At 43.8% G+C, this 22,032-nt stretch carries 23 protein-coding genes and 1 tRNA gene; 2 read left to right on the top strand and 22 right to left on the bottom strand.

The window, feature by feature from the left end:
• Position 1 precedes the first annotated feature (1 nt).
• The 11 genes from rplI to rpsF form a co-directional block, all read right to left on the bottom strand.
• Entirely contained in the window at positions 2–448 is a 447-nt protein-coding gene (rplI, locus tag GJB61_RS12805; protein WP_154118914.1) for a 50S ribosomal protein L9, read from the bottom strand.
• Positions 445–2,451: a DHH family phosphoesterase gene (locus GJB61_RS12800; RefSeq protein WP_154118913.1), complete on the bottom strand. Its 2,007-nt coding sequence runs from the start codon at positions 2,449–2,451 to the stop codon at positions 445–447. Before GJB61_RS12800 ends, rplI begins: the two co-directional genes overlap by 4 nt.
• Positions 2,452–2,462: 11 nt before the next feature.
• The gene (locus GJB61_RS12795; protein WP_154118912.1) at positions 2,463–3,380 is read right to left on the bottom strand and encodes a DUF2232 domain-containing protein; all 918 of its coding nucleotides are present in this window, start codon (positions 3,378–3,380) and stop codon (positions 2,463–2,465) included.
• Between the two features lie 6 nt (positions 3,381–3,386).
• The gene (locus tag GJB61_RS12790) at positions 3,387–3,689 is read right to left on the bottom strand and encodes a MazG-like family protein (RefSeq protein WP_338115847.1); all 303 of its coding nucleotides are present in this window, start codon (positions 3,687–3,689) and stop codon (positions 3,387–3,389) included.
• 183 nt (positions 3,690–3,872) lie between these two features.
• Positions 3,873–4,298, bottom strand: a complete 426-nt coding sequence (locus tag GJB61_RS12785; protein WP_154118911.1) for a CBS domain-containing protein — start codon at positions 4,296–4,298, stop codon at positions 3,873–3,875.
• A gap of 193 nt (positions 4,299–4,491) precedes the next feature.
• Positions 4,492–5,529, bottom strand: a complete 1,038-nt coding sequence (locus GJB61_RS12780) for an LCP family protein (RefSeq protein ID WP_154118910.1) — start codon at positions 5,527–5,529, stop codon at positions 4,492–4,494.
• Between the two features lie 391 nt (positions 5,530–5,920).
• Positions 5,921–7,648, bottom strand: a complete 1,728-nt coding sequence (gene opp4A, locus GJB61_RS12775) for an oligopeptide ABC transporter substrate-binding protein (RefSeq protein ID WP_154118909.1) — start codon at positions 7,646–7,648, stop codon at positions 5,921–5,923.
• A 237-nt stretch (positions 7,649–7,885) separates the two neighbouring features.
• On the bottom strand, positions 7,886–9,835 hold the full coding sequence (locus GJB61_RS12770; RefSeq protein ID WP_154118908.1) for an endonuclease MutS2: 1,950 nt from the start codon (positions 9,833–9,835) through the stop codon (positions 7,886–7,888).
• 528 nt (positions 9,836–10,363) lie between these two features.
• Entirely contained in the window at positions 10,364–10,636 is a 273-nt protein-coding gene (rpsR, locus tag GJB61_RS12765) for a 30S ribosomal protein S18 (RefSeq protein WP_087918946.1), read from the bottom strand.
• A gap of 20 nt (positions 10,637–10,656) precedes the next feature.
• A complete protein-coding gene (ssb, locus tag GJB61_RS12760) occupies positions 10,657–11,157 on the bottom strand; it encodes a single-stranded DNA-binding protein (RefSeq protein ID WP_154118907.1) in 501 nt (166 codons plus the stop codon).
• Between the two features lie 48 nt (positions 11,158–11,205).
• Positions 11,206–11,490 (bottom strand): 30S ribosomal protein S6, encoded by a 285-nt coding sequence (rpsF, locus tag GJB61_RS12755; RefSeq protein WP_154118906.1) that lies wholly within the window; start codon positions 11,488–11,490, stop codon positions 11,206–11,208.
• Positions 11,491–11,670: 180 nt separating this feature from the next.
• Between rpsF and GJB61_RS12750 the strand changes: the two genes are divergently transcribed.
• Positions 11,671–11,868, top strand: coding sequence for a YjzC family protein (locus GJB61_RS12750; RefSeq protein ID WP_154118905.1), 198 nt, complete (start codon positions 11,671–11,673; stop codon positions 11,866–11,868).
• A gap of 363 nt (positions 11,869–12,231) precedes the next feature.
• Here the strand turns inward: GJB61_RS12750 and GJB61_RS12745 are convergent.
• The 4 genes from GJB61_RS12745 to GJB61_RS12730 all read right to left on the bottom strand — a co-directional run bounded on the left by GJB61_RS12745 (position 12,232) and on the right by GJB61_RS12730 (position 13,871).
• Positions 12,232–12,322: transfer RNA gene (locus tag GJB61_RS12745), tRNA-Ser, on the bottom strand.
• 43 nt (positions 12,323–12,365) lie between these two features.
• The gene (locus GJB61_RS12740) at positions 12,366–12,578 is read right to left on the bottom strand and encodes a DUF951 domain-containing protein (protein ID WP_338115795.1); all 213 of its coding nucleotides are present in this window, start codon (positions 12,576–12,578) and stop codon (positions 12,366–12,368) included.
• Positions 12,578–13,606: a mechanosensitive ion channel family protein gene (locus tag GJB61_RS12735; protein WP_154118904.1), complete on the bottom strand. Its 1,029-nt coding sequence runs from the start codon at positions 13,604–13,606 to the stop codon at positions 12,578–12,580. The genes GJB61_RS12740 and GJB61_RS12735 overlap by 1 nt, the downstream gene beginning before the upstream one ends.
• Before the next feature lie 13 nt (positions 13,607–13,619).
• Positions 13,620–13,871: a putative Se/S carrier protein gene (locus GJB61_RS12730; protein ID WP_154118903.1), complete on the bottom strand. Its 252-nt coding sequence runs from the start codon at positions 13,869–13,871 to the stop codon at positions 13,620–13,622.
• Positions 13,872–13,987: 116 nt separating this feature from the next.
• Here GJB61_RS12730 and yyaC point away from each other — a divergent pair, with 116 nt between their 5' ends.
• A complete protein-coding gene (gene yyaC / locus GJB61_RS12725; protein ID WP_154118902.1) occupies positions 13,988–14,593 on the top strand; it encodes a spore protease YyaC in 606 nt (201 codons plus the stop codon).
• Here yyaC and GJB61_RS12720 read toward each other — a convergent pair.
• From GJB61_RS12720 to mnmG, 7 genes are all read right to left on the bottom strand, one after another.
• Positions 14,568–15,068, bottom strand: a complete 501-nt coding sequence (locus GJB61_RS12720; protein WP_154119397.1) for a DUF4446 family protein — start codon at positions 15,066–15,068, stop codon at positions 14,568–14,570. The two genes, yyaC and GJB61_RS12720, sit on opposite strands and share 26 nt — an antisense overlap.
• A gap of 16 nt (positions 15,069–15,084) precedes the next feature.
• Entirely contained in the window at positions 15,085–16,251 is a 1,167-nt protein-coding gene (locus tag GJB61_RS12715) for an aminotransferase class V-fold PLP-dependent enzyme (protein ID WP_338115794.1), read from the bottom strand.
• A gap of 111 nt (positions 16,252–16,362) precedes the next feature.
• Positions 16,363–17,205: a ParB/RepB/Spo0J family partition protein gene (locus tag GJB61_RS12710; RefSeq protein WP_154118900.1), complete on the bottom strand. Its 843-nt coding sequence runs from the start codon at positions 17,203–17,205 to the stop codon at positions 16,363–16,365.
• The gene (locus GJB61_RS12705) at positions 17,198–17,959 is read right to left on the bottom strand and encodes a ParA family protein (RefSeq protein ID WP_338115793.1); all 762 of its coding nucleotides are present in this window, start codon (positions 17,957–17,959) and stop codon (positions 17,198–17,200) included. The genes GJB61_RS12710 and GJB61_RS12705 overlap by 8 nt, the downstream gene beginning before the upstream one ends.
• 182 nt (positions 17,960–18,141) lie before the next feature.
• Positions 18,142–18,957, bottom strand: a complete 816-nt coding sequence (gene noc / locus GJB61_RS12700) for a nucleoid occlusion protein (protein ID WP_154118899.1) — start codon at positions 18,955–18,957, stop codon at positions 18,142–18,144.
• A gap of 446 nt (positions 18,958–19,403) precedes the next feature.
• Entirely contained in the window at positions 19,404–20,126 is a 723-nt protein-coding gene (rsmG, locus tag GJB61_RS12695; RefSeq protein ID WP_154118898.1) for a 16S rRNA (guanine(527)-N(7))-methyltransferase RsmG, read from the bottom strand.
• Between the two features lie 3 nt (positions 20,127–20,129).
• Positions 20,130–22,016 carry a tRNA uridine-5-carboxymethylaminomethyl(34) synthesis enzyme MnmG gene (mnmG, locus tag GJB61_RS12690; RefSeq protein ID WP_154118897.1) on the bottom strand — a complete coding sequence of 629 codons (1,887 nt, stop codon included), beginning with the start codon at positions 22,014–22,016 and terminating at the stop codon, positions 20,130–20,132.
• Between the last annotated feature and the right edge of the window lie 16 nt (positions 22,017–22,032).

The following is a 22,032-nucleotide window of genomic DNA, read 5'->3' as shown; positions in this document are numbered from 1 at the left end:
ATTACTCCTCCGTTACCTGAACCTTAAGCGTAGCCTTTACTTCAGTATGCAGCTTTATAACAACCTCAGTCACACCCAGGTGACGGATTGGGTCACTCAGCTCGATTTTACGCTTGTCAATAACGATGCCCTCCGTGGAAGACAGAGTTTCAGCAATCTGTTTACTTGTAATAGCGCCAAAGAGACGGCCGCCTTCACCCGCTTTTGCTTTCATATTCAGGGTTAGCTCGTCCAACTTCTTGCCAAGCTGCTGGGCATCCCCTTTTTCGTTATCCTTGCGACGTTGTTCCGCAGCTGCTTGATTCTCCAGCGTCTTCACATTGCCGTCTGTTGCCGGACGAACCAGTCCCCGCGGCAGCAGGAAGTTGGCTGCATAACCTTCCGACACCTCTTTGACCTGACCTTTTTTACCTTGTCCCTTAACATCTTTCATGAAAATAACCTTCATTCGAACAGCCCCTCTTTCGATTCAATTTCAGCCAGCACTTCCATCAGTCTGGCCTCTGCTTCCTTACATGTTCCCTCCAGCTGTACAGCCGCATTGGACAGATGTCCACCGCCGCCCATTTGCTCCATAACGACCTGGACGTTCATGCGCCCGAGTGATCGGGCACTAATGCCGATTAGGCCATCAGGACGCTCACTGATGACGAATGAAGCGACTACATTCGTCATGCCGAGCAGCGTATCCGCGGTCTGGGCAATAAGCAGCTGCGGGATCTTCATTCCCGGCGCTGTCACAACCAGTGCAATATGATCATATACCATTCGCGCATGTTTGATAATCTCCGCTTTAGAAATGTACTCTTGCAGATCCTCTTTAAGCATGCGCTGAATGAGAATCGTATCCGCACCAATCCGGCGTAGAAAGCCTGCTGCTTCAAAAGTACGCGAGCCTGTATGAAGCGCAAAATGTTTCGTATCCACCGTAATCCCGGCAAGCAGCATTGTCGCTTCCAGCGGGCTAAGCTTAACCTTATCGTGGATATACTGCAGCAGTTCCGTCACCAGTTCACAGGTAGATGAAGCATAGGGTTCCAGATAGACAAGCACTGCATCATTAATGAACTCCTCGCCTCTCCGGTGATGATCCACGACCACAATCCGGCTGGCATATTGGACAAGTCGCGGTTCCATCGTCATAGACGCTTTATGTGTATCCACAACAATTAGCAGCGTATGCTCAGTCATCACTTGCATGGCTTGCTCCGTAGAGATAAAGAATTTGTTCAATTCCTCATCCTTTCGAATCTGCTCCAGCATGCGGGTGATGGAAGGATTGGGTGCGTCCTCCATCACAATATTCGCTTCCACATTATACATTTGTGCAGCCTTGAGCAATCCGATTGCGGCACCTACAGCGTCAATATCCGGCGTCCGGTGTCCCATGATAAGTACGCGGTCACTCTCCTGCATCAAATCTCGCAGAGCATGGGCGATCACTCGAGCTCTTACCCGGGTACGCTTTTCCGCAGCATTGCTTTTGCCGCCATAGAAAGACAGCCGTTGTCCTGCCTTTACTGCTGCCTGATCGCCCCCCCGTCCAAGGGCCATATCAAGACTAGATTGCGCTAGCGCACCAAGCTCACTGGCGGACTCCGCTCCAAAGGCCAGACCAATACTAAGTGTCATAGGGACCTTTAAGTCAGCAGTCATCTCACGAACCTCATCAAGAACAACGAAACGGCTTTCTTCCAATGCCTGTAGACTACGATGATTCAGTAGCATTAGATAACGTTCCGAAGATAAACGGCGCAAATATACATCAAACTGCTTACTCCAATCCGTGATCTCAGTGGCTACTTTGGCGATTAGCGAAGTTCGCTGCTGATCATCCATCCCTTGAGCGGATTCATCCAAATTGTCCATCATCACAATACCTATTGCCAGCTTCTCTTCCTCATAGCGTTCACGTAGCACCACAAGCTCCGTTATATCGTATAAGTAAAGCAGACGTTCGCTTGGAATGATGACCGCTTGATAATACCGCTCATCCACAGTGATTTCCAACCTTGAGTCCTTCAAAAGACCGTCTTTAAAAACCTCACGTTTTCCCTGTGCATTCCCTAAGGAGGACATCATATCAGGTAGCAACTCTTGAATCGCTTCGCCTACCAAGGACTTGCGGGCGAAGATCTCACCTGCATTGCGGTTATTCCACTCTACCGTACGATCCTCACTATATAGGATAATCCCAAGCGGAAGCATGCTTACCGCTTCGCCCTCTACTCGCTTGATACGAAAAGATAGCCCGTTTATATACTCCACCAAATTGCGCCGAAACGATATTTCGGCCTTCAACATAGAGAAGCACAAGGTGCCAGCCAGAAACAGACTAGCGACACCAAGGGCCCAGTTATAAATACTGACTACTATTATAAGAACTAGTAACAGCATGAACGCCCATACGGTATGATAGCCGTGCCAGCGTCTTTGCAGAAATTTAGGCATGAACCCTCACCCTATCGTTTCGATTTCGTCACAAACGCTCGCAGCGGAAATACCAAATCGATAATGCCGATAATCCGCAGCGGCGGTAGAAGAATAATGGGTATTGCCAGAAGAATCGGAATAATCTTATTCCATTTCCGCTCATGCGCTACAAAGAAGAAAAATCCAATGGCCTGAATCATAAAACCGATTCGCAGCAGTGGCAACAGATTAGCTGAAATCATTGTCATATAGCTGCTATCCGAACCGGAGAACAACAATTGAATAATAACGCCAAGCAGATAATACCAGATGAATGATCTTGGAAGTCTCCATTCGCGCGCAGGCTTCAGCTTCGGAACTGCATATTCCATACTGTTCAGAATCGGACGGACAATAGAGTGTGTGATCACAGCAATCATGAACGAGCTCACGATTAAAGTCATAGGAATCATTTGAATAGTCATGATACTGATCTTGTTTACATCCTCTGAGGTAAAGTTAAGATCACTTATCAGCGGATTGGCAGTTCCTAACTGCGACAGTGGTGATGTGACCATTTGCAGCACATCATTCACATAGCTCGACAGATCAAAATTAAATAGCGCTGTTCCAAGAAGCAAGAGCAGCAGAAATTCTCCAAGAATTGTAACGGTACCTGCGAGCAGGGTTGACATCGCCGAGGCGCGTTTTTTGTAAAAGCGGCCCATAACCAGTGCCGGTATCAAGAAATACACTGCTATCACTGGATATATAGGTGTAATCAGACCGACAATTAACAATATCGGCAATACATGTACAATAAACTGTTTGGTGTTCAGAGTAGTGAACAGCACTACGGCCGGAATAATCATAAATAGAGTAGTAATGAGAAGCAATGGGGTTGATAAGGAGAGCAGCAATAACAAATATGCGATGCTCCAAGCCACAGACGTCCAACGAAATTTCAACAGTATTCACCTCTTACGCATATGTTCTTCTAACGTAGATATATCTTGATACCAATCTTCCAATTGATGGCCTTCTTGCTTATGCTTCCTGAGCTTTTCTTGCAGTAGTCCATCCAGCTCACTATAGGGGATGCCCAATCTTCGCCCCAGGATATAAGAACTCATAATTAGGCTTGCCAGACTGTCACCAACACGGGCAGTACTACCTTCCCATAACGCTTTAAATAACCGCGAGACTTGATCAATTACTTCCGTTTTCAGCCATTCAATTACCTTCGCACGTTTAGCCACATCCAGATCCTTCGGCACATTGGTCACGTTTCACTACCTCCGGCAAAAAGCTTTATTCTCCATTATAGCATAAATATTTCTGTGCACCACTTACGGTTCCCGCCTCCGAAATCTTGTTTTCAAAAAAAGCCTGCATTCCGTTATCGCCGGAAATACAGGCCTCTTGACTTCGTTTGCTTCCACGAGCCGTGAATAAATGAATTATAACGATTCCTGTGATTGCCGTGAAACAAATCTCTCGCAATATTCTATAACCTGACTCCGTCGGACAATACCAATAAATCGGTTCATGTCGTCGATCACCGGCACAAAATTTTGTACCTTGGCTAGATTAATTAAATCTTCCATATTCGCATCAATTGAGACCGGCTTATTGTTCATTCTCAGCGGTACATCCTTTAGCAAAAATTTAGAAGCATTCTCAAATGTAATTTTACCGTTAGAATCCTTCATGTACCACAATAAATCGCCTTCTGTTATAGTACCTGCATACTCTCCGTTTCGATTAAGAATCGGCACAGCGCTATAACGGTGATATTCCATCCGCTCTAAAGTCTGGCGCAGTGTAGAATCCAGCGTTACACAAGCTACCTCCTGTTTGGGAAGTAAAAAAAATGCAATATTCATGTCTTGATCCTCCTAAAAGATTTCCGAAGGAATTACGGTTCCCTTATCTTCCCCTTACCTATAGGGCCTTAAAGTAATACGTCGCGACTAATAAATAGTTCCAGACCATTATACCATGACACAACAAGCAGCAGCCACTAACCTTCACTATGGCTGCTGCATTAGGGTATATGGCATTATATCTGATCCAAAATTATTGTGCAGCAGTCGTCGCTTTGGGCTCCAGCGCATTTTCAGCTTTACCCGGCTCAATTAATTGATCGACTGGCGTACTAGCGTTCATCCAGTTATCGATCATTGCCGTGGCCTCGCTCAGGTCTTCTTCATCAGCGATATCATAAGATATACCATCGATTCGTTTCCCTTCGCCCATAACCGTAAAGCTGGAAATATCCATAGCTTTGCCACCCATGAATTTCTTGGCCAGGCTAATAATCATAGAAGGCTGTAAATCCGTCTTGAAATTATCACCCATAATATCCAGCAACTCAGGAATATTGCCGATCTGGCTGATCGATAACATCTTATTCGCTACCACGTCAATAAATACCTGTTGACGTTTGGTCCGGTTAAAGTCACTATCTTCACGATAACGCGTATAATTTAATGCTTCTTCCCCATTATAATTAGATTTACCACCGGCAATAGTAAATTTCTCGTGATCCTTACCTTTATTTACAATATCTTTTTGAATCGGTAAGGGTACGCCTCCGATGGCATCAACAGCATCCTTTAATCCTTGAAAATTAATGGTAGCATAATATTGAATGTCATGCCCTAAAAGAGCTTCAAGAGTGTCCTTGGACATTTGTTGACCGCCAAAAGCATAAGCATGTGTGATTTTATCCTTTTTGTTATCATCATGTCCAATAATTTCGGTATAGGTATCACGCGGTATAGAAATAAGCAAAATTTTAGAATCCTCCGGTCGAATAACTGCATAGATCATTGTATCCGAACGTGCTGTTTCATTTTTTCGCTGGTCCGTACCCAGCAACATCAATGAGAAAGGATCACTTTTGTAAACCACTGGTTCTGGCTTAACTTTGTTATCCTCACTTACAAGCGGTTGGTAGGATTTCTCTTGCAGTTTGGCTTCAACTTGATCTGACAGAAAAAGATCAAATGCCAACACAGTTAGCGACTTACGGAACAGAAAGCCTCCAGCTATGATAAGCACAATTACAATAAGGGAAATATAAATTTTTTTCTTTTTTATTAATTTTTTCATGATTGATTCCTTCTTTATTGTGGAATATACATATAAATTACTCACCTTATATTTATAATACTTACCTGTTCTTCCAGGCAGTTATGACTTTAAATTCTCTTATCTGTAAAGCTCTGCTCTGCTTCCTGGTTTATGGTTCCCCCTTTTCGGAATTTCGGATCACGCCTATTGTAGAATAAACTTGGAAATCTTCTTTGACACAGGCTAAGCTTAAAAAGTGTAATCCAGTTCCTAATACCTATGCCCGTAGAAACAATATTACTATTGTAATCACTAAACGGATAAAAAGAAACAACAAATAACGACATTTAATCCAATCTGGTACCGGTTGAAGGCATAATTTGATTGTGCAACCCCTATTTAGTAAATAAAAAAGCAGGCCAGGCAATAATCACTTGGCTTGCTTTACCCACCATTTCTGCGGTTCAATTATATTGCTCATGGAATTGACGTGTACTCCCTGCAAACGCTTGTTTACGGGAGTAATACTCTCTCGCTCAGCAAAGAAAATCATAGGCACTTCCTCATTGATAAGCTTCTGCCACTCATAATACACGCCTTTGCGATAATTCCTGTCATAAGATTTCATACTGACTCCATCGCGAATGAGTTGTTCGTTCCGCTCCGAAGACCAGCGTGGATAATTCCACAGGTCACTCGCTCGCCACAGGCCGGATGGGTCAGGATCACTCGCCAAGCCCCAGACTCCATTGAATAAATCAATAGTAGGCTCATCGCTCTCTACCGCATCATAGAAAACATTCATTTCCTTCAATACCCCACCATTCAGCTGGACATCCAGCCCAACCTGACGCCAGTTTAGCAGTATAGCCTCTGTACGCTGTTCTGTATTCGTATTCCCTGTCATAGCGTCATAATGAATCACAAATTTCTTGCCCTTGGGATCTTCACGAAGACCATCACCATCAATATCCACATAACCAGCTTCATCTAATAAGGCTTTGGCCTTCTCCGGACTATACGGATAAGCATTAATCTCCGAATCCGGTATTTTAGCCCAGCTTGCGCTTGGAATTGGACTTTCCACTACCTGACCCAAGCCATAGGAAAAAGTATTAATAATCCCTTCACGGTCCAGTGCATAATACATAGCCTGTCGCAATCTTTTATCCTTAAATTTGGCATTGTCCATAACAATCTTCTCTGCTTCATTATCCCAGTGCCCAAATTTGAAACCGATATATTCATAAGACAGCTCTGTTGTCTGCATAATATTCACATTATCCAGTTTGCTCAGACCTTCATAAGCATCACGCGGAGCAGTCTCCATATCCACCACGCCCTGTTCAAACAGGGAAGTCAGCTGCTTATCATCAAAGACCTTATATACAATACCATCCAGCAGTGCCTTGCCCTGATAGTAATCGTCAAACCGTTTCATCTCTACGGACTCGCCAGGCTGAATTTGGGTCACCTCAAAAGGTCCAATCCCAATCGGATGTTTTCTAACCTGATCGCTTTCCGGCATATCTTTGACAGCTATGCCCGTATAATATTTTTTATTCATCGGATAAGGCCATAAATTATCAATCGTGTTCACACGTGCAGCCGTCACCGTTATTTTCAACGTATATGGATCAAGGACTTTGATTCCTGTAATCCCCTGGGTCTTCCCTGCATGGTAAGCTTCCACGCCCTCTATCATCTCTACACTGTAATAACGGGGCCCAGTATAGTCAGGACTAGCGATGGTTTCAAGCGCGAACTTCCAGTCTTCCACGGTCAACTCATCCCCATTGTGCCAACGTATGCCTGGTTTAATCTTAAAGGTGAAGGTGCGGTGATCATCCGATTCTAGCCAAGTCGCAATATTCGGGACCGTAGATAAATCGTCTTCAACCTTAAACATAGCTTCAGTGGTGAACTCAAGGACATTCAAGTCATCATCACCTTCATAAAAAGCAGGTTCGAATAAGCCTTTAAACGGTGAGGGGTAACCATAAGTAACGATTCCACCAACCTGTGGTTCATCGACGACCGTCTTGGATAAACGTAAATTATTTGAATTATTACCTGACCCTGACCCATTACAGGCAGATAGCATCGTCGCCACCACGAGCAACAATAGCAAGACCCGGCTCCTTTTCTTGTTATTCATGTATTTTTTCCCTTCTCGTTCTTGATGCATTAAGCTTTTACTTTAACAAAATTTTAAATTTCCTACAATGGTATGATATCTCACGTCTATTTATTTAATTACATTCCTCTTGAAAATATATACAATATCCATCTAAAAGTGAAGGGTCATATTAGCAGCATTTCCCAAGATCCGCAACAAAATCGAGCATAAAAGAAGCCTATCCTTACGGACAGGCCCAGCTTTACCAGCTATTGGTCAGTTCTCTTCCCCCTCATGAACAATAGTCAATCCCTCAATATGTTTTCGTTGCATCAGTTTGCTTTTCTTGCGGTTCACCTTGCTCTCGAAAATAATGTCCAAATCATAATCGTCGGGATACAACTCGTTCTTGGACAGGTAAGGCTTTAGCCGCTTATGATTGATACTCATTTTTTGCTTCTGTATCATCACGCCAACCATTCCCAGATTATCTTTCTGCCTGTAGACAATACCCATTTTGCCCAGAGAACTGACATACACTGCATCGCCTATTTCAAAAGAAAGCGGAAGTTCCTTCCTGCCCTTCGTCTCATTATTAAAACTTTTATGTTCTCTGTTCAGCTCCCCCTCTTCCGATTGTGACATACTCGGCCGATTAGCACCCTTCCACGCTCCTTGGTTTCTTTGTAGTCCTTGCTTATGCTTCTGCTCCTCCACAATTTGCCGTGACCGCTCAATTACTTTCTGCTGAATACCCAGCTTCTCGGCAATCTGCAGTGCATAGCTCTCGCCCGCTTCTCCTATCGTCAGCCTGTATAACGGCTGCAGTGTTTCTTTATCAAACTCCATCCTTGCATTTTGAAAGTCGGGAGTAGCAGCAGCAAAGGTTTTCAGCTCGTTAAAATGGGTGGTGACGACCATATTCACTCCCTTATAGCTCAGTTCCTCCAGTATTGCGATGGAGAGGGCGATCCCTTCCCCGGGGTCTGTACCTGCGGCCAGCTCATCAATCAACACCAGAACCCCTCTAGAAGCACTACGCAACATCTCCTCAATGCTCTTCATCTGGGCTGAAAAGGTGCTTAGCGACTGTGCCAGACTCTGACCATCCCCAATAACACTCAATACATCTGAGAATATGGTGAAATCACTACCTTCATCTACAGGGATCAGCAGACCCGACTGCGCCATTATAGTCAGTAACCCGAGGGTTTTAAGAACTACCGTTTTACCTCCTGTATTGGGTCCCGTTACAATGAGTGATTGATAACCTCTGCCGAATTCCAGACTGATTGGAATCATATCCTTCAACATCGGATGTCTTCCGCCGTTCATCCGTAGAATACCTCGCTCATTTAAAGAAATAGCACTCCCACCTATAGAGCGAGCATATTTTGCTTTGGCAAAGATAAAGTCATACGTACCTGTCACCTCAATATTAAGCCGCAATGCGACCTGCTCCTGCTCCACCAGGCCGGACAGCATACTCAAAACAATAGCTTCCTCTCGCGCTTCCTCCGCAGACAGTAAATCTAGTTCTCCCTGAAGGTCTGCGATCTCGCTAGGCTCTACGAAGACAGTGAGCCCACTTGTGGACTGATCTAGCACGGAGCCCTTCACTTGCTTGTAATATTCGCGTTTCACAGGGATAACATATCGCCCATTACGTTGGCTATAAATATTCTCCTGCAGAATCGGCTGATAACGTGACATGATACCCTCTAATTTATTATGGAGCCTCTCCTTAGTTACGGTCATCCGTTTTCGGGCCTTTTCCAGCCCCTTACTGGCCCCGTCATCAATAGAACCATAACGAATACAACGATCAATCGCCTCTTGCACTGACATTAATTCCAGCAGTGAGGAGGCGTATGAGCCGATTCTTGGAGCAGACTGTTCCTTGGAGGCCATATACTTGCGCAGTTGACTGCAGCTGTGGAGGAACGTTGATACTGCCATAAAATCTTGTTCATTATATAGATATCCTGTCCCCATTAATGACATCATCCATTCTATTCCTTCTAATGAAGGAATGGGTACACTCGCCCCTCTTTCCAATAGCTCTTTAGCTTCAGCCGTTTCCTCCATGGCGCTTCGTATAGCTGGCAGATAGGTCATGGGCATAAGCTCTTTCACATACTTCCTACCGGCATAAGAAACTGCAAAATGCCCCAATTCCTCCTTAATGATCCCGTAATCCAGTGTATTTAGATTTTGTAAATTCAAAGCGTTCCCTCCTTATTGTTTCTACTCAGATCTTTGCTTCATTCTCCCTAACGCAAAAAAGGGCAAGGACTGCCACTATCGGCAGTCCTTGCCCTCCATTTGTCCGCTACTATCCCCTTGTTGCTCTCAACTCCCTCTAAGCACTAATTTAGAAAGGTTATTGAAAACAGAAAAACCCGTGCTGCAAGAGCACGGGTTACAAAGAGAACAATAGCCGTAAAGAGGCCATTTGACGCTTCGTGTGTTCTTAACTAAATCATTCACCCTTCAAGTACTACAGATCTCGCAGTTCAACGAACTCTAATAGAGCACGTATTCTTATGCGAATCGAGCCAGCTGCAGTTTCTTGATTAGGCAATATGAAATTACTAGTTAAGGACACTCACCAACATCAAAATTTCCCCTTTAGTATAGGATATCTGTAACTTACTACATTCCAGAGTGAACGTCAATTGATGCCCGAGGCTTATCTTAGCAATGAACACAAAAAAGGCAACCAATTTCTCGGCTGCCCTTGTAGTAAACGTCCTATTCCGTTGTGTAAGGCAGCAACGCGATTTGACGCGAGCGCTTGATAGCAATGGTAAGAGCACGTTGGTATTTTGCACTTGTGCCTGTTACACGACGCGGCAAAATCTTTCCGCGTTCGCTGACAAATTTCTTAAGAAGCTCTGTATCTTTATAATCAATGTGAGTAATCTTGTTCACAGTGAAGAAACATACTTTCTTACGCTTGTTGCGTCCGCCACGACGAGCCGGTCTTTTGTCGTTATCGGCGCCTTCTCTTGGTTTAAAAGCCATGTCAGTTCAGTCCTTCCTTATTAAAATGGCAAATCATCATCCGATATATCGATCGGTTTTCCATCGCCCGAAAAAGGATCTTGATTATTGTTGTTACGCGAAACATTATTGCTATTTCCGCGTCCACTGTTACCGCCGCCACCAAAGGCTGGCTCTTCAGGAACACTTGCACCACCAGATGTATTTCCACCTTCACGATTCTGCGAAGATTCCAGAAAACGGACATTATCGGCAATGACTTCGGTTACGTATACACGTTTACCTTCGTTATTCTCGTAATTCCGTATTTGGATACGTCCTTCCACTGCTGTCAGACGACCTTTGCGCAAGTAATTGGCACAGGTTTCCGCCAGCTGTCTCCAGGTAACAACCGGGATGAAGTCCGCCTCGCGTTCACCGTTCTGGCCCGTAAAGTTACGGTCTACGGCAAGCGTAAACTGTGTTACGGCAACACCAGCGGGAGTATAACGAAGTTCCGGGTCACGGGTTAACCGACCGATCAATATGATACGGTTCAACAATTCAATCCCCTCCTTTAGAGCGATTCATTACAAAGCTTGGACAAGTTCTTAAGCAACGTCGTTCGTAATGAGATAACGAATAACTTCGTCGGAAATCTTCATGAGACGTTCTAATTCAGTAACTACTGCAGGTTCTGCAGTAAAGTTAACCAAAACATAGACGCCATCGCGGAATTTCTTGATCTCATACGCAAGACGGCGTTTACCTTGCACATCGTGCTTTGTAATTTCCCCGCCATTGGAGATGATGCCTTGGAATTTTTCGACTGCTGCTTGAACGGCTTCTGGTTCAATATCAGGACGAATAATGTACATCACTTCATATTTGCGCATAATTTTCACCTCCTTATGGTCTGAGGCCCCTAATCACGTCAGGAGCAAGGAACGAGCACATACATAAACTCGCACCACTTTAATATACCAAAACGATATGCATAAAGCAAGTTATATAAAATAGTTGATCTGCGCACAATATAACTGATTTCATTTCCCTTAGGGAAGGAGGAATAGCACATGGGCGAGAAAACCGAATATGAAAAAGGTGACAAGGCCCCAAATCCGGGCATCTACACAGAAGTAGGCGAGGCACGCAGCTTTCATACGGAAATCCAGAACCCCAAACGAATTGAAATGGAGAAGGGAGACACCTTCCCTGAAACCACGAATAAGGACCGCAAGTGGAAAAAGGTCGAGAAAGCGCGCGTACATTAATTTTTAGAATCATGTGTATAGAAAAAAAGGACATTACCCATACTATTCTCAGGCAGTACAAAAGAGAGGTGTGGTTCCGTTGGACGTCGTAGACGAACAAAATCACAGGGATTCTGATTCAGCAACTATGGTAAGCAAGGAAGAGTAGCTGGTTGCCGCCCTTAAAAAGGCAGTGACCGCAGCAAAGCCTTTTATCACTTTAGCGGCTTTAGACAGAGAGATTCCAACATCATTGATGTGCTGCCTCCTGAGGAAGGACCTGCAAAGGTCCTTCCTTTTGTATGCCTTTTTTATATCCAAATTTAGAGACAAAAAAACCTCCGTTATAGAACGAAGGATTTAAAATCGCATATGTAAAATGAGTGGCGGAGAGGGTGGGATTCGAACCCACGCACGCTGTGACACGCCTAACTGATTTCGAGTCAGCCCCCTTGGGCCTCTTGGGTACCTCTCCGCAGCAAGAATTATCATATCACGCAGCACTGCCTTTTGCAAGCTTAATTACTGTCCGCACTGCCCGCGGTCGATCGCAGAACCTTCTTTAAATTCTTCTCAAACTTCGCACGAGGAACCAAGACACTGTGCTGACAGCCCGTACATTTAATCCGGATATCCATGCCCATACGAATGATCTCCATCTCATTGGTGCCGCAGGGATGCGGCTTTTTCATCTGCACGACATCTCCAAGCTGAAATACTTTGCGTTCCACTATTCTTCCCCCTCTTCGCCCTCGTGTGTGGCTGCCACCTGCTGTCTAGGTGCTGCTCCTGTAGATCCGCTAACCTCCCGCGCTACATTCATTGCATCTGCCTCTTGAGCAACCCTGGACTCCTCTTCCTCTCGTTCACGAGCCTGTTGTTCGGCCTCTGCAGCCTCCATGCTGCTTTGCTTCTCTAGGGCCTCTTTAATATCACTCTGGATTTGCCGCTCCGCTGCATCTCTGGCATTTGGCATGCAGCTTGCTGCTACTCGAATGACAAATTCGGATGTACTCATAGACTGGATTCCTAGAATATCAGGGTAAGCAAGAACACTTGGATTACGATCCTCTATTCCCTGCAAAGCTTCCCCAATCAAACCTAATGTCTCTTCCAATCCCCGTTCAATCTTCACAGGCACATCCACTACGGCTAGCGCATTAGAAAGGGAATAGTTCGTTACATTGATGATTGAACCATTGGGGATGATATGCACTTCACCAGTATTGCTAAGTAATCTTGTTGTTCTCAACCCAATTACCTCAACAGTTCCTTTATAGATCCCGGTCTGAATCACATCACCAACCGCGAATTGATCCTCTAAAATGATGAAAAAACCCGTAATAATATCCTTCACCAGACTTTGTGCCCCGAAACCTACAGCCAAGCCTAGTACACCAGCCCCTGCCAACAGCGGTGCTAGATCAAAATGAAATTCGGAGAGAATCAACATAATCATCACAAAATTACTGATGACAGTTACAACATTTTTGAGCAGTTCTCCCACAGTAGTAAAGCGGCGCGTATTCGCTAACAATCTGCCTCCGGTTTTGCGAGCCATAGACCGATCGATTACATTATATACAACTTTAATTATAATCCGGGACAAGATAAAAATTATAATAATTCGCAACCCTGTGAACAATACACTCATCCACATGTCCGCATCTGACACCCAGTTCCATAATTGATCCTTGAATTTGAGCGCCTGTCCAACGGGATCATCAGTGAGGGAAGCATCTAATATCCATTTATTCATAGGATCCTCCTTATCACTCGATCAATTCATAACCCTTGTTATCGTCTTTACCGTAAATCCCTCTGATTTCAATATTTTGCTCAGCCACAATCTTCCGCACATCACTCAGTGCATCACGAAAAAATTGGATCGACATCGCACACCCAGCGGTAATTTCCTTAGGTGTTGGAAAGATATCAATTTCTATTTCTGCATATTCAAGCAGCATTTCGGCCCGAAGCGCCTGCTGGGTAGAATCAAATGAAATAAGCAGTTCTTCCTCCATACGTCACGCCTCCCTCATAGTTTCTTGCCCAGTCTTCTGCGCTGTAGTATAAAATTCCTCTTTCATCCATATACTAGATAGCAACAAATAGAATCAGTTTCAGAAAGGAAGATGGTATGAACTCTTCATCTAAGGCTTCTCCAATACCTGAAATGTCCTGTTTAAAAATATCACATACAGATCCAAATATCTATTCTGCCATTACTCACAGGCTGCTTTTTCACTTCTCATGCACACGCCCGGACACACAGATTATTGTGGTCTGCATTGGCACGGACCGTTCTACTGGAGACTCACTTGGCCCACTTGTTGGCACTTCATTAGCCCGTTTCCACAGCCCTCTATTTCATATATACGGCACACTTGAAGAACCAGTACATGCCATTAATCTTGAAGAGACCTTATCACATATAAATGAAAGATACAGCAATCCTTTCATTATTGGCATAGATGCTTGTCTTGGTCATTCTACCAGTGTCGGATGTATTCAAGTCGTAGAGGGTCCGTTAAAGCCTGGCGCGGGTGTAAATAAACAACTGCCGCCTGTTGGCGATATCCATTTGACGGGTATCGTTAATGTCGGCGGCTTCATGGAATATTTTGTACTACAAAACACAAGGTTGAGTTTGGTTATGAGATTATCAGATATCATTGCTTCCAGCCTTTACTCGGCACTAAAGCAGTGGCATCTTCATTCTAAGTCTGCTGCAACGCGAGAGTAACTACTTCCTTTTCTTCTGGAGATAAAGGATACTGCGACTCTCCCTTTTGCATAGGTTTTGAATAAATATAAGAATTCTCTCGGTTATGCAGGCTGCTGAGTACTACACCATTGCTAGCATCGTCTAAAATTGCCAACGAGAAGCTCAAATCATTTCCGCGTTCGCCGAAGGCATTGTAACGTTTCATCGCCACGTTGGATTTCATTCCGCTGATTTTAAGTGTTGTAGCTTCAAGTATTGCTTTGTGTTCTCGTTGCCCGTCCTCCAGCATTTCACCTTGGTTTTTAAGATCGATCAGCAGACTTTCCAAATCCTCCACACCGCTACCTGACATCATAGCTTCATATCTCCGTCGCATTGTACGCAGGTTGGCTCCCTGTACAATAACGATGATTGCCAACACTAACACAATTACAACGAATGCAACAACAAACCATAACAATTGATCACTGATGAATTGATTCATATCTGACATAAATGGACCATCCTTTTTATTTATCTGCTGCGGCATTGCCATATAGCTCTTCCATAGCTGCCAGCATTGTGCTTATATCATGCTCTGTCGAATCATACCCCACACTTGCCCTAACAGCACCGCTCTCGATTGTATCAACTGCTTTATGTGCTAAGGGCGTACAATGCATCCCGGCACGCACAGCAATATTATATTCACGGTCCAGACGATGAGCAATTTCTGCTGACTCCTGTCCAGCGATCACAAAAGCTACGATCCCGGTTCGTGGCGCTCCCTGATCTGGCCCTAGCAATCTTATGCCCGGAATTTCCAGCAATCCTTCCATCAGCAATTGTGTCAACTTCCATTCGCGCTCATGTATGATGTTCGTCCCTATGGACTTCACCTTTTGAACACCAGCCATCAGACCAGCAATACCCACTGTATTTTGCGTTCCCGCCTCGTACCTGTCCGGACGAACAGAAGGTTGTTCACTATTTTCAGACTGACTACCCGTCCCCCCATACATCAGAGGCTCCAGCTCCAATTGAGGCGATATATATAGCCCACCTGTGCCTTGTGGACCCAGCAGCCCTTTGTGCCCAGGGAAGGCAAGCAGGTCGATATTCATTGATACTACATCTATTTCTATTGAACCTGCACTTTGAGCAGCATCTACCATAAACATGGCACCTTTTGATTTAGCTATATCACCAATATCACCGATGGGAAGAATGCTGCCAAGTAAATTGGAGCTGTGACTACAGATAACCATTTTAGTATTATGTCGAAAAGCATTCTGCAATTCGCGCAAATCCAACTGTCCTTCTTTATTCACTTGCAGATAATCAACTGTTATTCCCTGAGTTCTTCGTAAATATTCTAGAGGCCTACGCACAGAGTTATGTTCTGTCATTGTCGATATCACATGATCCCCTGCTTGTAGTGTACCTCTAATCCCCATATTCAGAGCCATAGTTGTATTGTGTGTAAAGGCAATATCCTGTGCATTGGGAACAGCAAACAATTCAGCCAACAGGCCTCGCGTTCTGACTAATACACGACCTGCACCCATTGCCATTGAATGATTGCCTCGGCCAGCATTTGCCCCAGACTGTTGTAAAGCATTCATCATTGCGGTTGCCACCTCTGGAGGTTTCGGCCATGAAGTTGCTGCATGATCCAAATATATGAGTTTTCCCACTCCTCCACCCCTTATCCTGTGAAACATACAAATTCTCATCTTTTTAAAAAACATACCCCTCCTTATCCGGTTAGGGATAACTCAGGATATGTTTTTAGGTGCAAATATCCATCAGTTCCCCAATAATTCCAATAATCTTTCCAAGTCTTGGGCGCTATAGTAGTTCAATTCAATCTTGCCTTTTTCTTTACCTTGCTTAATCTTAACCGTTGTTTTGAATCTTTCGCGCAATGTTTCTTCAACATTATCAATATACGGATCACGTTTGACCACCTTGGCCTTAACTCCATTGGCTGGTTTGCGATCTAGGTTTTTCACAGTTTCTTCTAATTCCCTTACGCTCCATTGCTGCTCCACACATTGCTCCGCAAGTTGCAATACTAGCTCCGTATCCTTCAAAGCAACAATTGCCCGCGCATGCCCCATGGAAATTGTTCCACGTGAAACATATTCTTTAACTTCCTCAGGCAAAGAAAGCAAACGTAGGAAATTGGCAATATGAGATCTCGATTTCCCAACTTTCAATGAAAGTTCCTCCTGAGTAAGCGAGAATTGATCCATCAAGCCTTGATAAGCTACAGCGATTTCCATTGCATTCAAATTTTCCCTTTGCAGGTTCTCAATCAATGCAATCTCCATTACCTGTTGATCACTTAGATTTCGCACGACAGCTGGAATAGTAGCTTTACCACAATATTGTGAAGCGCGGAATCTACGTTCACCGGCAATAATTTCAAATCCTTTTAATACACTACGAACAATAATAGGTTGAATTACTCCGTGCTGACGAATAGATTCAGCCAACTCTTGAATAGCTTCTTCATTAAAATCCTTGCGCGGTTGATAAGGATTCGCTCGTAATTGTCCTAAAGGGATTTCTACGACCTTATCATCTTCATTAATAGACAAGGAGGGAATTAATGCATCTAGTCCTTTTCCTAAACGCTTACTCATAAGAAATCACTTCCTTTGCCAACTCTAAATACACTTCCGCTCCTTTTGAACGGGGATCATAAGTAATGATCGATTGTCCATGAGACGGTGCCTCACTAAGACGCACGTTGCGTGGGATAATCGTCTTATATACCTTTTCTTGAAAATACTTTTTAACCTCTTCAATAACTTGGATCCCCAAATTTGTGCGGGCATCAAGCATCGTCAATAATACCCCTTCTATTTTAAGATGAGGATTGAGATTTTTTTGAACAAGACGTACTGTGTTCAGAAGTTGACTCAACCCCTCAAGGGCGTAATATTCGCATTGAATTGGAATAATTACGGAATCAGCTGCTGTTAGCGAATTGATCGTCAATATGCCAAGTGATGGAGGGCAATCAATAATAACATAATCATAATTCCCTTTAACAGCATTCAAGGCCTTTTTCAGCTTCAGTTCTCTTGAAATCATCGATACCAATTCAATTTCTGCACCGGCCAGTTGAATCGTTGCTGGGATAATATGCAACCCTTCATTTTGGGTTTCAAGTATTGTGTCCTGTGGATCTACTTCATTAATAAGAACATCATAAATACAATCTGCTACATCTGCTTTGTTGATGCCAACGCCGCTTGTAGTGTTTCCTTGAGGATCAATATCGACAAGAAGCACTTTCTTTCCTAAAGCAGCCATGCCGGCACCCAGGTTCACTGAGGTTGTTGTTTTGCCGACACCACCTTTTTGATTTGCTATGGCAATGATCTTGGACACTTATTTCACCTCGAATAGTTAGGAAGAATCTTCTTGTAGGTCGATAGTAAGAATAATGTTACCGCCCCTTTCGGGCGACATCATATTCTGCTAGAAGTATAAGCAATTCTTTAATATATGGACTTAAGCCACATAAAAAGACGGCCAATCACCTTCAGGGCCGCCTTCAGCTGTTGATTACATTATCTTTTTGGGATTTGAATCAAAATTTCGTAATGGTCACCACGGTCATTCTCCGAAGTTTTGATTTCCAATCCTGAGCCTGAAACCATATCAATAGATTGACGAATTGTATTAAGTGCTAGTCGAACATCCTTAGTAAAAGAGACCCGCTTCGACTTCTTTATATGTGTTACCTCTTTATAGAAAGCTATACGCGCTTCCGTCTGCTTAACATTTAAACCCTTAGCAATAACTTCTGATAGAACCTTCAGTTGCATTTCTACGCTGTCCAGTGACAGTAACGAACGAGCATGTCTTTCAGTAATCTTACGCTCCATCAATGCTGTCTTGACTTCTTGTGGTAGATGCAGCAATCGTATCTTATTAGCAATTGTTGACTGACTTTTACCAAGCCGCTGCGCTAAACTTTCCTGCGTTAGTTGGTGCAGATCAATCAATTTTTGATAAGCCATTGCTTCTTCAATAGAAGTCAAATTCTCACGTTGCAAATTTTCAATCAATGCAATTGAAGCAGCTTGTGAATCATTAAACTCGCGGACAATAGCCGGTATAGTTTCCATACCCAGTTTTTTAACTGCTCGCCAACGCCGTTCACCTGCAATGATCTCGTACTGTGAATCTCGAAAACGTACAACTATGGGTTGGATAACGCCATGAGTTTTGATAGTCTGACATAGCTCATCTATCTTATCATCATCAAATATTGTCCTAGGCTGATACGGACTGCTGATGACCTCATGAACCGGGATTTGTTTGATTTCTTCTCCGCTGCTCCGCTCGGTAAATCCAAAAAGCTTGGTGAATTGTTCTTTCATTCCGTTCATAACCACCTAATTTCGTTATAGTACGATCTTCTTGACCTTCTTTAGGGGAAAGCATATCGTACAGCAATGAACCAGCCTGCAAATCACCAGGCGTTACAATCTCTCCTCCGAAGAAACAATAGCATCAGAAGGAACCAACTAGATTGGAAGTCTCACTATATTATTCTATCACTTTTTTGCTTATAATCCTATTCTCCTTAGAGACCTATTTTTCCTGCATTTATGATCGAAAATTCACATTTTCACTCTAGTTTGTGTAGAAATGAAGATGCTCTCAATTTTTCGAGAATACCTGTTTCTGTAGTGACAATTATATATGGAAGAAGCATACAAGAAAAACGGGTGCTGTCCTATTAATGGACGGTACCCGTTTTTCTTGACTATAGAGATGAGTTGTTGTGTGAAATATATGAGCTAAAATGTTTCACGTGAAACATTTAAACTAGTGGGGATTTTACTGGAATACCTGCTTTACGCGGATATTTGGCAGGAGTAGCTCCTGTCTTTCGAATCATAATAATATGACGGACTGACTCTTCTACAGGAAGACTGAAGGACTCTACTTTATCTAATTGAGCACGAAGTTCTTTCAAACTGTATTTAGCTTCATTCAATTCCTCAGAAGGATCATTGCCTTTCATCGCAGCGAAGATTCCGTCCTTGCGAGTGAATGGTAGACAAAACTCATTGAGTAATGATAACCGCGCAACTGCACGTGCAGTGACCAAATCATAAGCATCACGATGAATGAACTGTCTGGCAATATCCTCAGCACGGCCATGAATCAACTGTACATCACTAAGCTTGAGCTCACTGCATACATGCTGGAGAAAAGAAATTCTTTTGCTTAACGAGTCGATAATGGTCAGTTTTAGATGTGGAAAACATATCTTCAGTGGAATCCCTGGGAACCCTGCTCCCGAGCCAATATCCGCCATACTTTTCACTTCATTCATATCCTTATAAAAAGCCAATGAAAGCGAATCATAAAAATGCTTCATATATACCTGCTCACGCTCTGTTATGCCGGTTAGGTTCATTTTTTCATTCCAGGATACTAGTTCCTGATAATAAAGTTCGAACTGCTCCAATTGTTCCAGTGTAAGTGTAATTCCCTGTTGCTGCAAAAGCTCTGTGAATTGGGTCGTTATATTGTCCATGAATTATCCTCTCGCCGCCGTCACCCGGTTGTAATGCTCCAGATGTACGAGAAGAATGGAAATATCTGCTGGCGTCACTCCGGATATCCGCGAGGCCTGGCCGATAGAGATAGGAACAATCTTGGTAAGCTTCTGTCGGGCTTCAATCGCCAACCCGTGAATTTCATAGTAATTAATTCCATCAGGAATTTTCTTTTTTTCCATCTTTTGCAGTTTTTCTACATGTTGCAGTTGCTTCTCTATATATCCTGCGTATTTAATCTGAATTTCGACTTGTTCTTTCATATCCTCATCCAAATTCTCAGCAGAAGGTGATAATTGATCAACGAAACTATAAGTAAGCTCTGGACGGCGCATTAGTGTAAGCAGGTTGCTGCCATCAACAATCGGTGCAGATTCATATTGTGCAAGGAGTTCATTAACTTCTACGGGTTTAACCTTAGTCTCCTGAAGACGGGCTATCTCACGTTCCACCAGTTCCTTCTTTTCAAGAAAAGTCTCATAACGCTGTTGAGGAATCAAACCGATCTCATGTCCAATAGGAGTCAGGCGTAGATCTGCATTATCATGACGAAGCAACAGACGATATTCCGCACGCGAGGTCAAGAGACGATAGGGTTCATTAGTCCCCTTTGTCACCAGATCATCAATTAATACTCCGATATATCCCTGTGAGCGATCCAATACTATCGGCTCTTTATCCTGTACTTTGCGCGCTGCATTAATACCCGCCATAACCCCTTGTCCTGCTGCTTCCTCATAACCAGAAGTACCGTTGATCTGTCCGGCAGTGAACAGGCCTGGAAGACGTTTCGTTTCCAGTGAAGGCCACAACTGGGTAGGGACCATCGCATCGTATTCTATGGCATAACCATTGCGCATCATTTCTACTTTTTCCATACCTGGTATAGAGCGGAGAACCGCAAGCTGTACATCCTCGGGAAGACTAGTGGACAAGCCCTGTACATAGTATTCCGATGTGTTTTTTCCTTCTGGCTCCAAGAAGATTTGATGTTTCGATTTATCGCTAAACCGTACTACTTTATCCTCTATAGAGGGACAATAACGCGGACCTGTTCCTTCAATTATTCCAGTGAACATAGGTGCCCGATGCAGGTTATCATTAATGATCTGATGAGTTACTTCAGAGGTGTAAGTCAACCAGCAAGGAAGCTGTTCATTTTGCGAAGACTTGGTTTCAAAAGAAAAGAATTTCGGCTTATTGTCTCCAGGCTGTATTTCAGTCTTGGAGAAATCAATCGTATCCTTATGCACACGTGGAGGTGTACCTGTCTTAAAGCGCACCAGTTCAAAGCCCAGTTCACGCAAATGCTCCGACAGTTTAATTGAAGGCTGCTGATTATTCGGTCCGCTCTCATATGCCAACTCACCCATGATGACCTTGCCACGCAAATAAGTACCTGTGGTCAGAATAACAGACTTGCTGCGGTAGGATGTTCCTGTCTTGGTAATCACACCTACGCAATGTCCATCCTCTACGATTAAGCGCTCTACCATCCCTTGGCGAAGTGTCAGCTTCGGCGTCTTTTCCATCGTTTCCTTCATTGCATGTTGATACTGGAATTTATCCGCTTGAGCACGTAAAGCATGAACAGCTGGTCCCTTGCCTGTATTAAGCATTCTTAATTGAATGAAAGTCTTATCTATATTACGGCCCATTTCTCCACCGAGCGCATCAATTTCACGCACCACATGTCCCTTGGCAGGTCCGCCAATGGAAGGATTACAAGGCATAAACGCTACCATATCCAGGTTAATCGTAATCATTAACGTGCTACAACCCATTCTGGCTGAGGCGAGCGCGGCTTCACAGCCGGCATGACCAGCACCAATGACGATCACGTCATAACTGCCTCCATCATAACTCATATCTTGTTTCCCCCTA

The organism is Paenibacillus monticola (assembly GCF_009664975.1).
GTDB classification, from domain to species: Bacteria; Bacillota; Bacilli; order Paenibacillales; family Paenibacillaceae; genus Paenibacillus_AQ; species Paenibacillus_AQ monticola.
The sequence above is the reverse complement of the archived record's forward strand: the minus strand, read 5'-3'. Positions and strand labels throughout refer to the sequence as shown.

What these genes read in the sequence shown, in the direction of transcription:
- GJB61_RS12735 (WP_154118904.1), bottom strand. Translation starts at nt 13,606, where the DNA reads ATGAATAAATGGATATTAGATGCTTCCCTCACTGATGATCCCGTTGGA.
- rplI (WP_154118914.1), bottom strand. Translation starts at nt 448, where the DNA reads ATGAAGGTTATTTTCATGAAAGATGTTAAGGGACAAGGTAAAAAAGGT.
- opp4A (WP_154118909.1), bottom strand. Translation starts at nt 7,648, where the DNA reads ATGAATAACAAGAAAAGGAGCCGGGTCTTGCTATTGTTGCTCGTGGTG.
- GJB61_RS12710 (WP_154118900.1), bottom strand. Translation starts at nt 17,205, where the DNA reads ATGAGTAAGCGTTTAGGAAAAGGACTAGATGCATTAATTCCCTCCTTG.
- rpsR (WP_087918946.1), bottom strand. Translation starts at nt 10,636, where the DNA reads ATGGCTTTTAAACCAAGAGAAGGCGCCGATAACGACAAAAGACCGGCT.
- rpsF (WP_154118906.1), bottom strand. Translation starts at nt 11,490, where the DNA reads ATGCGCAAATATGAAGTGATGTACATTATTCGTCCTGATATTGAACCA.
- GJB61_RS12730 (WP_154118903.1), bottom strand. Translation starts at nt 13,871, where the DNA reads ATGGAGGAAGAACTGCTTATTTCATTTGATTCTACCCAGCAGGCGCTT.
- mnmG (WP_154118897.1), bottom strand. Translation starts at nt 22,016, where the DNA reads ATGAGTTATGATGGAGGCAGTTATGACGTGATCGTCATTGGTGCTGGT.
- GJB61_RS12780 (WP_154118910.1), bottom strand. Translation starts at nt 5,529, where the DNA reads ATGAAAAAATTAATAAAAAAGAAAAAAATTTATATTTCCCTTATTGTA.
- GJB61_RS12750 (WP_154118905.1), top strand. Translation starts at nt 11,671, where the DNA reads ATGGGCGAGAAAACCGAATATGAAAAAGGTGACAAGGCCCCAAATCCG.
- yyaC (WP_154118902.1), top strand. Translation starts at nt 13,988, where the DNA reads ATGAACTCTTCATCTAAGGCTTCTCCAATACCTGAAATGTCCTGTTTA.
- GJB61_RS12785 (WP_154118911.1), bottom strand. Translation starts at nt 4,298, where the DNA reads ATGAATATTGCATTTTTTTTACTTCCCAAACAGGAGGTAGCTTGTGTA.
- rsmG (WP_154118898.1), bottom strand. Translation starts at nt 20,126, where the DNA reads ATGGACAATATAACGACCCAATTCACAGAGCTTTTGCAGCAACAGGGA.
- noc (WP_154118899.1), bottom strand. Translation starts at nt 18,957, where the DNA reads ATGAAAGAACAATTCACCAAGCTTTTTGGATTTACCGAGCGGAGCAGC.
- GJB61_RS12720 (WP_154119397.1), bottom strand. Translation starts at nt 15,068, where the DNA reads ATGTCAGATATGAATCAATTCATCAGTGATCAATTGTTATGGTTTGTT.
- GJB61_RS12800 (WP_154118913.1), bottom strand. Translation starts at nt 2,451, where the DNA reads ATGCCTAAATTTCTGCAAAGACGCTGGCACGGCTATCATACCGTATGG.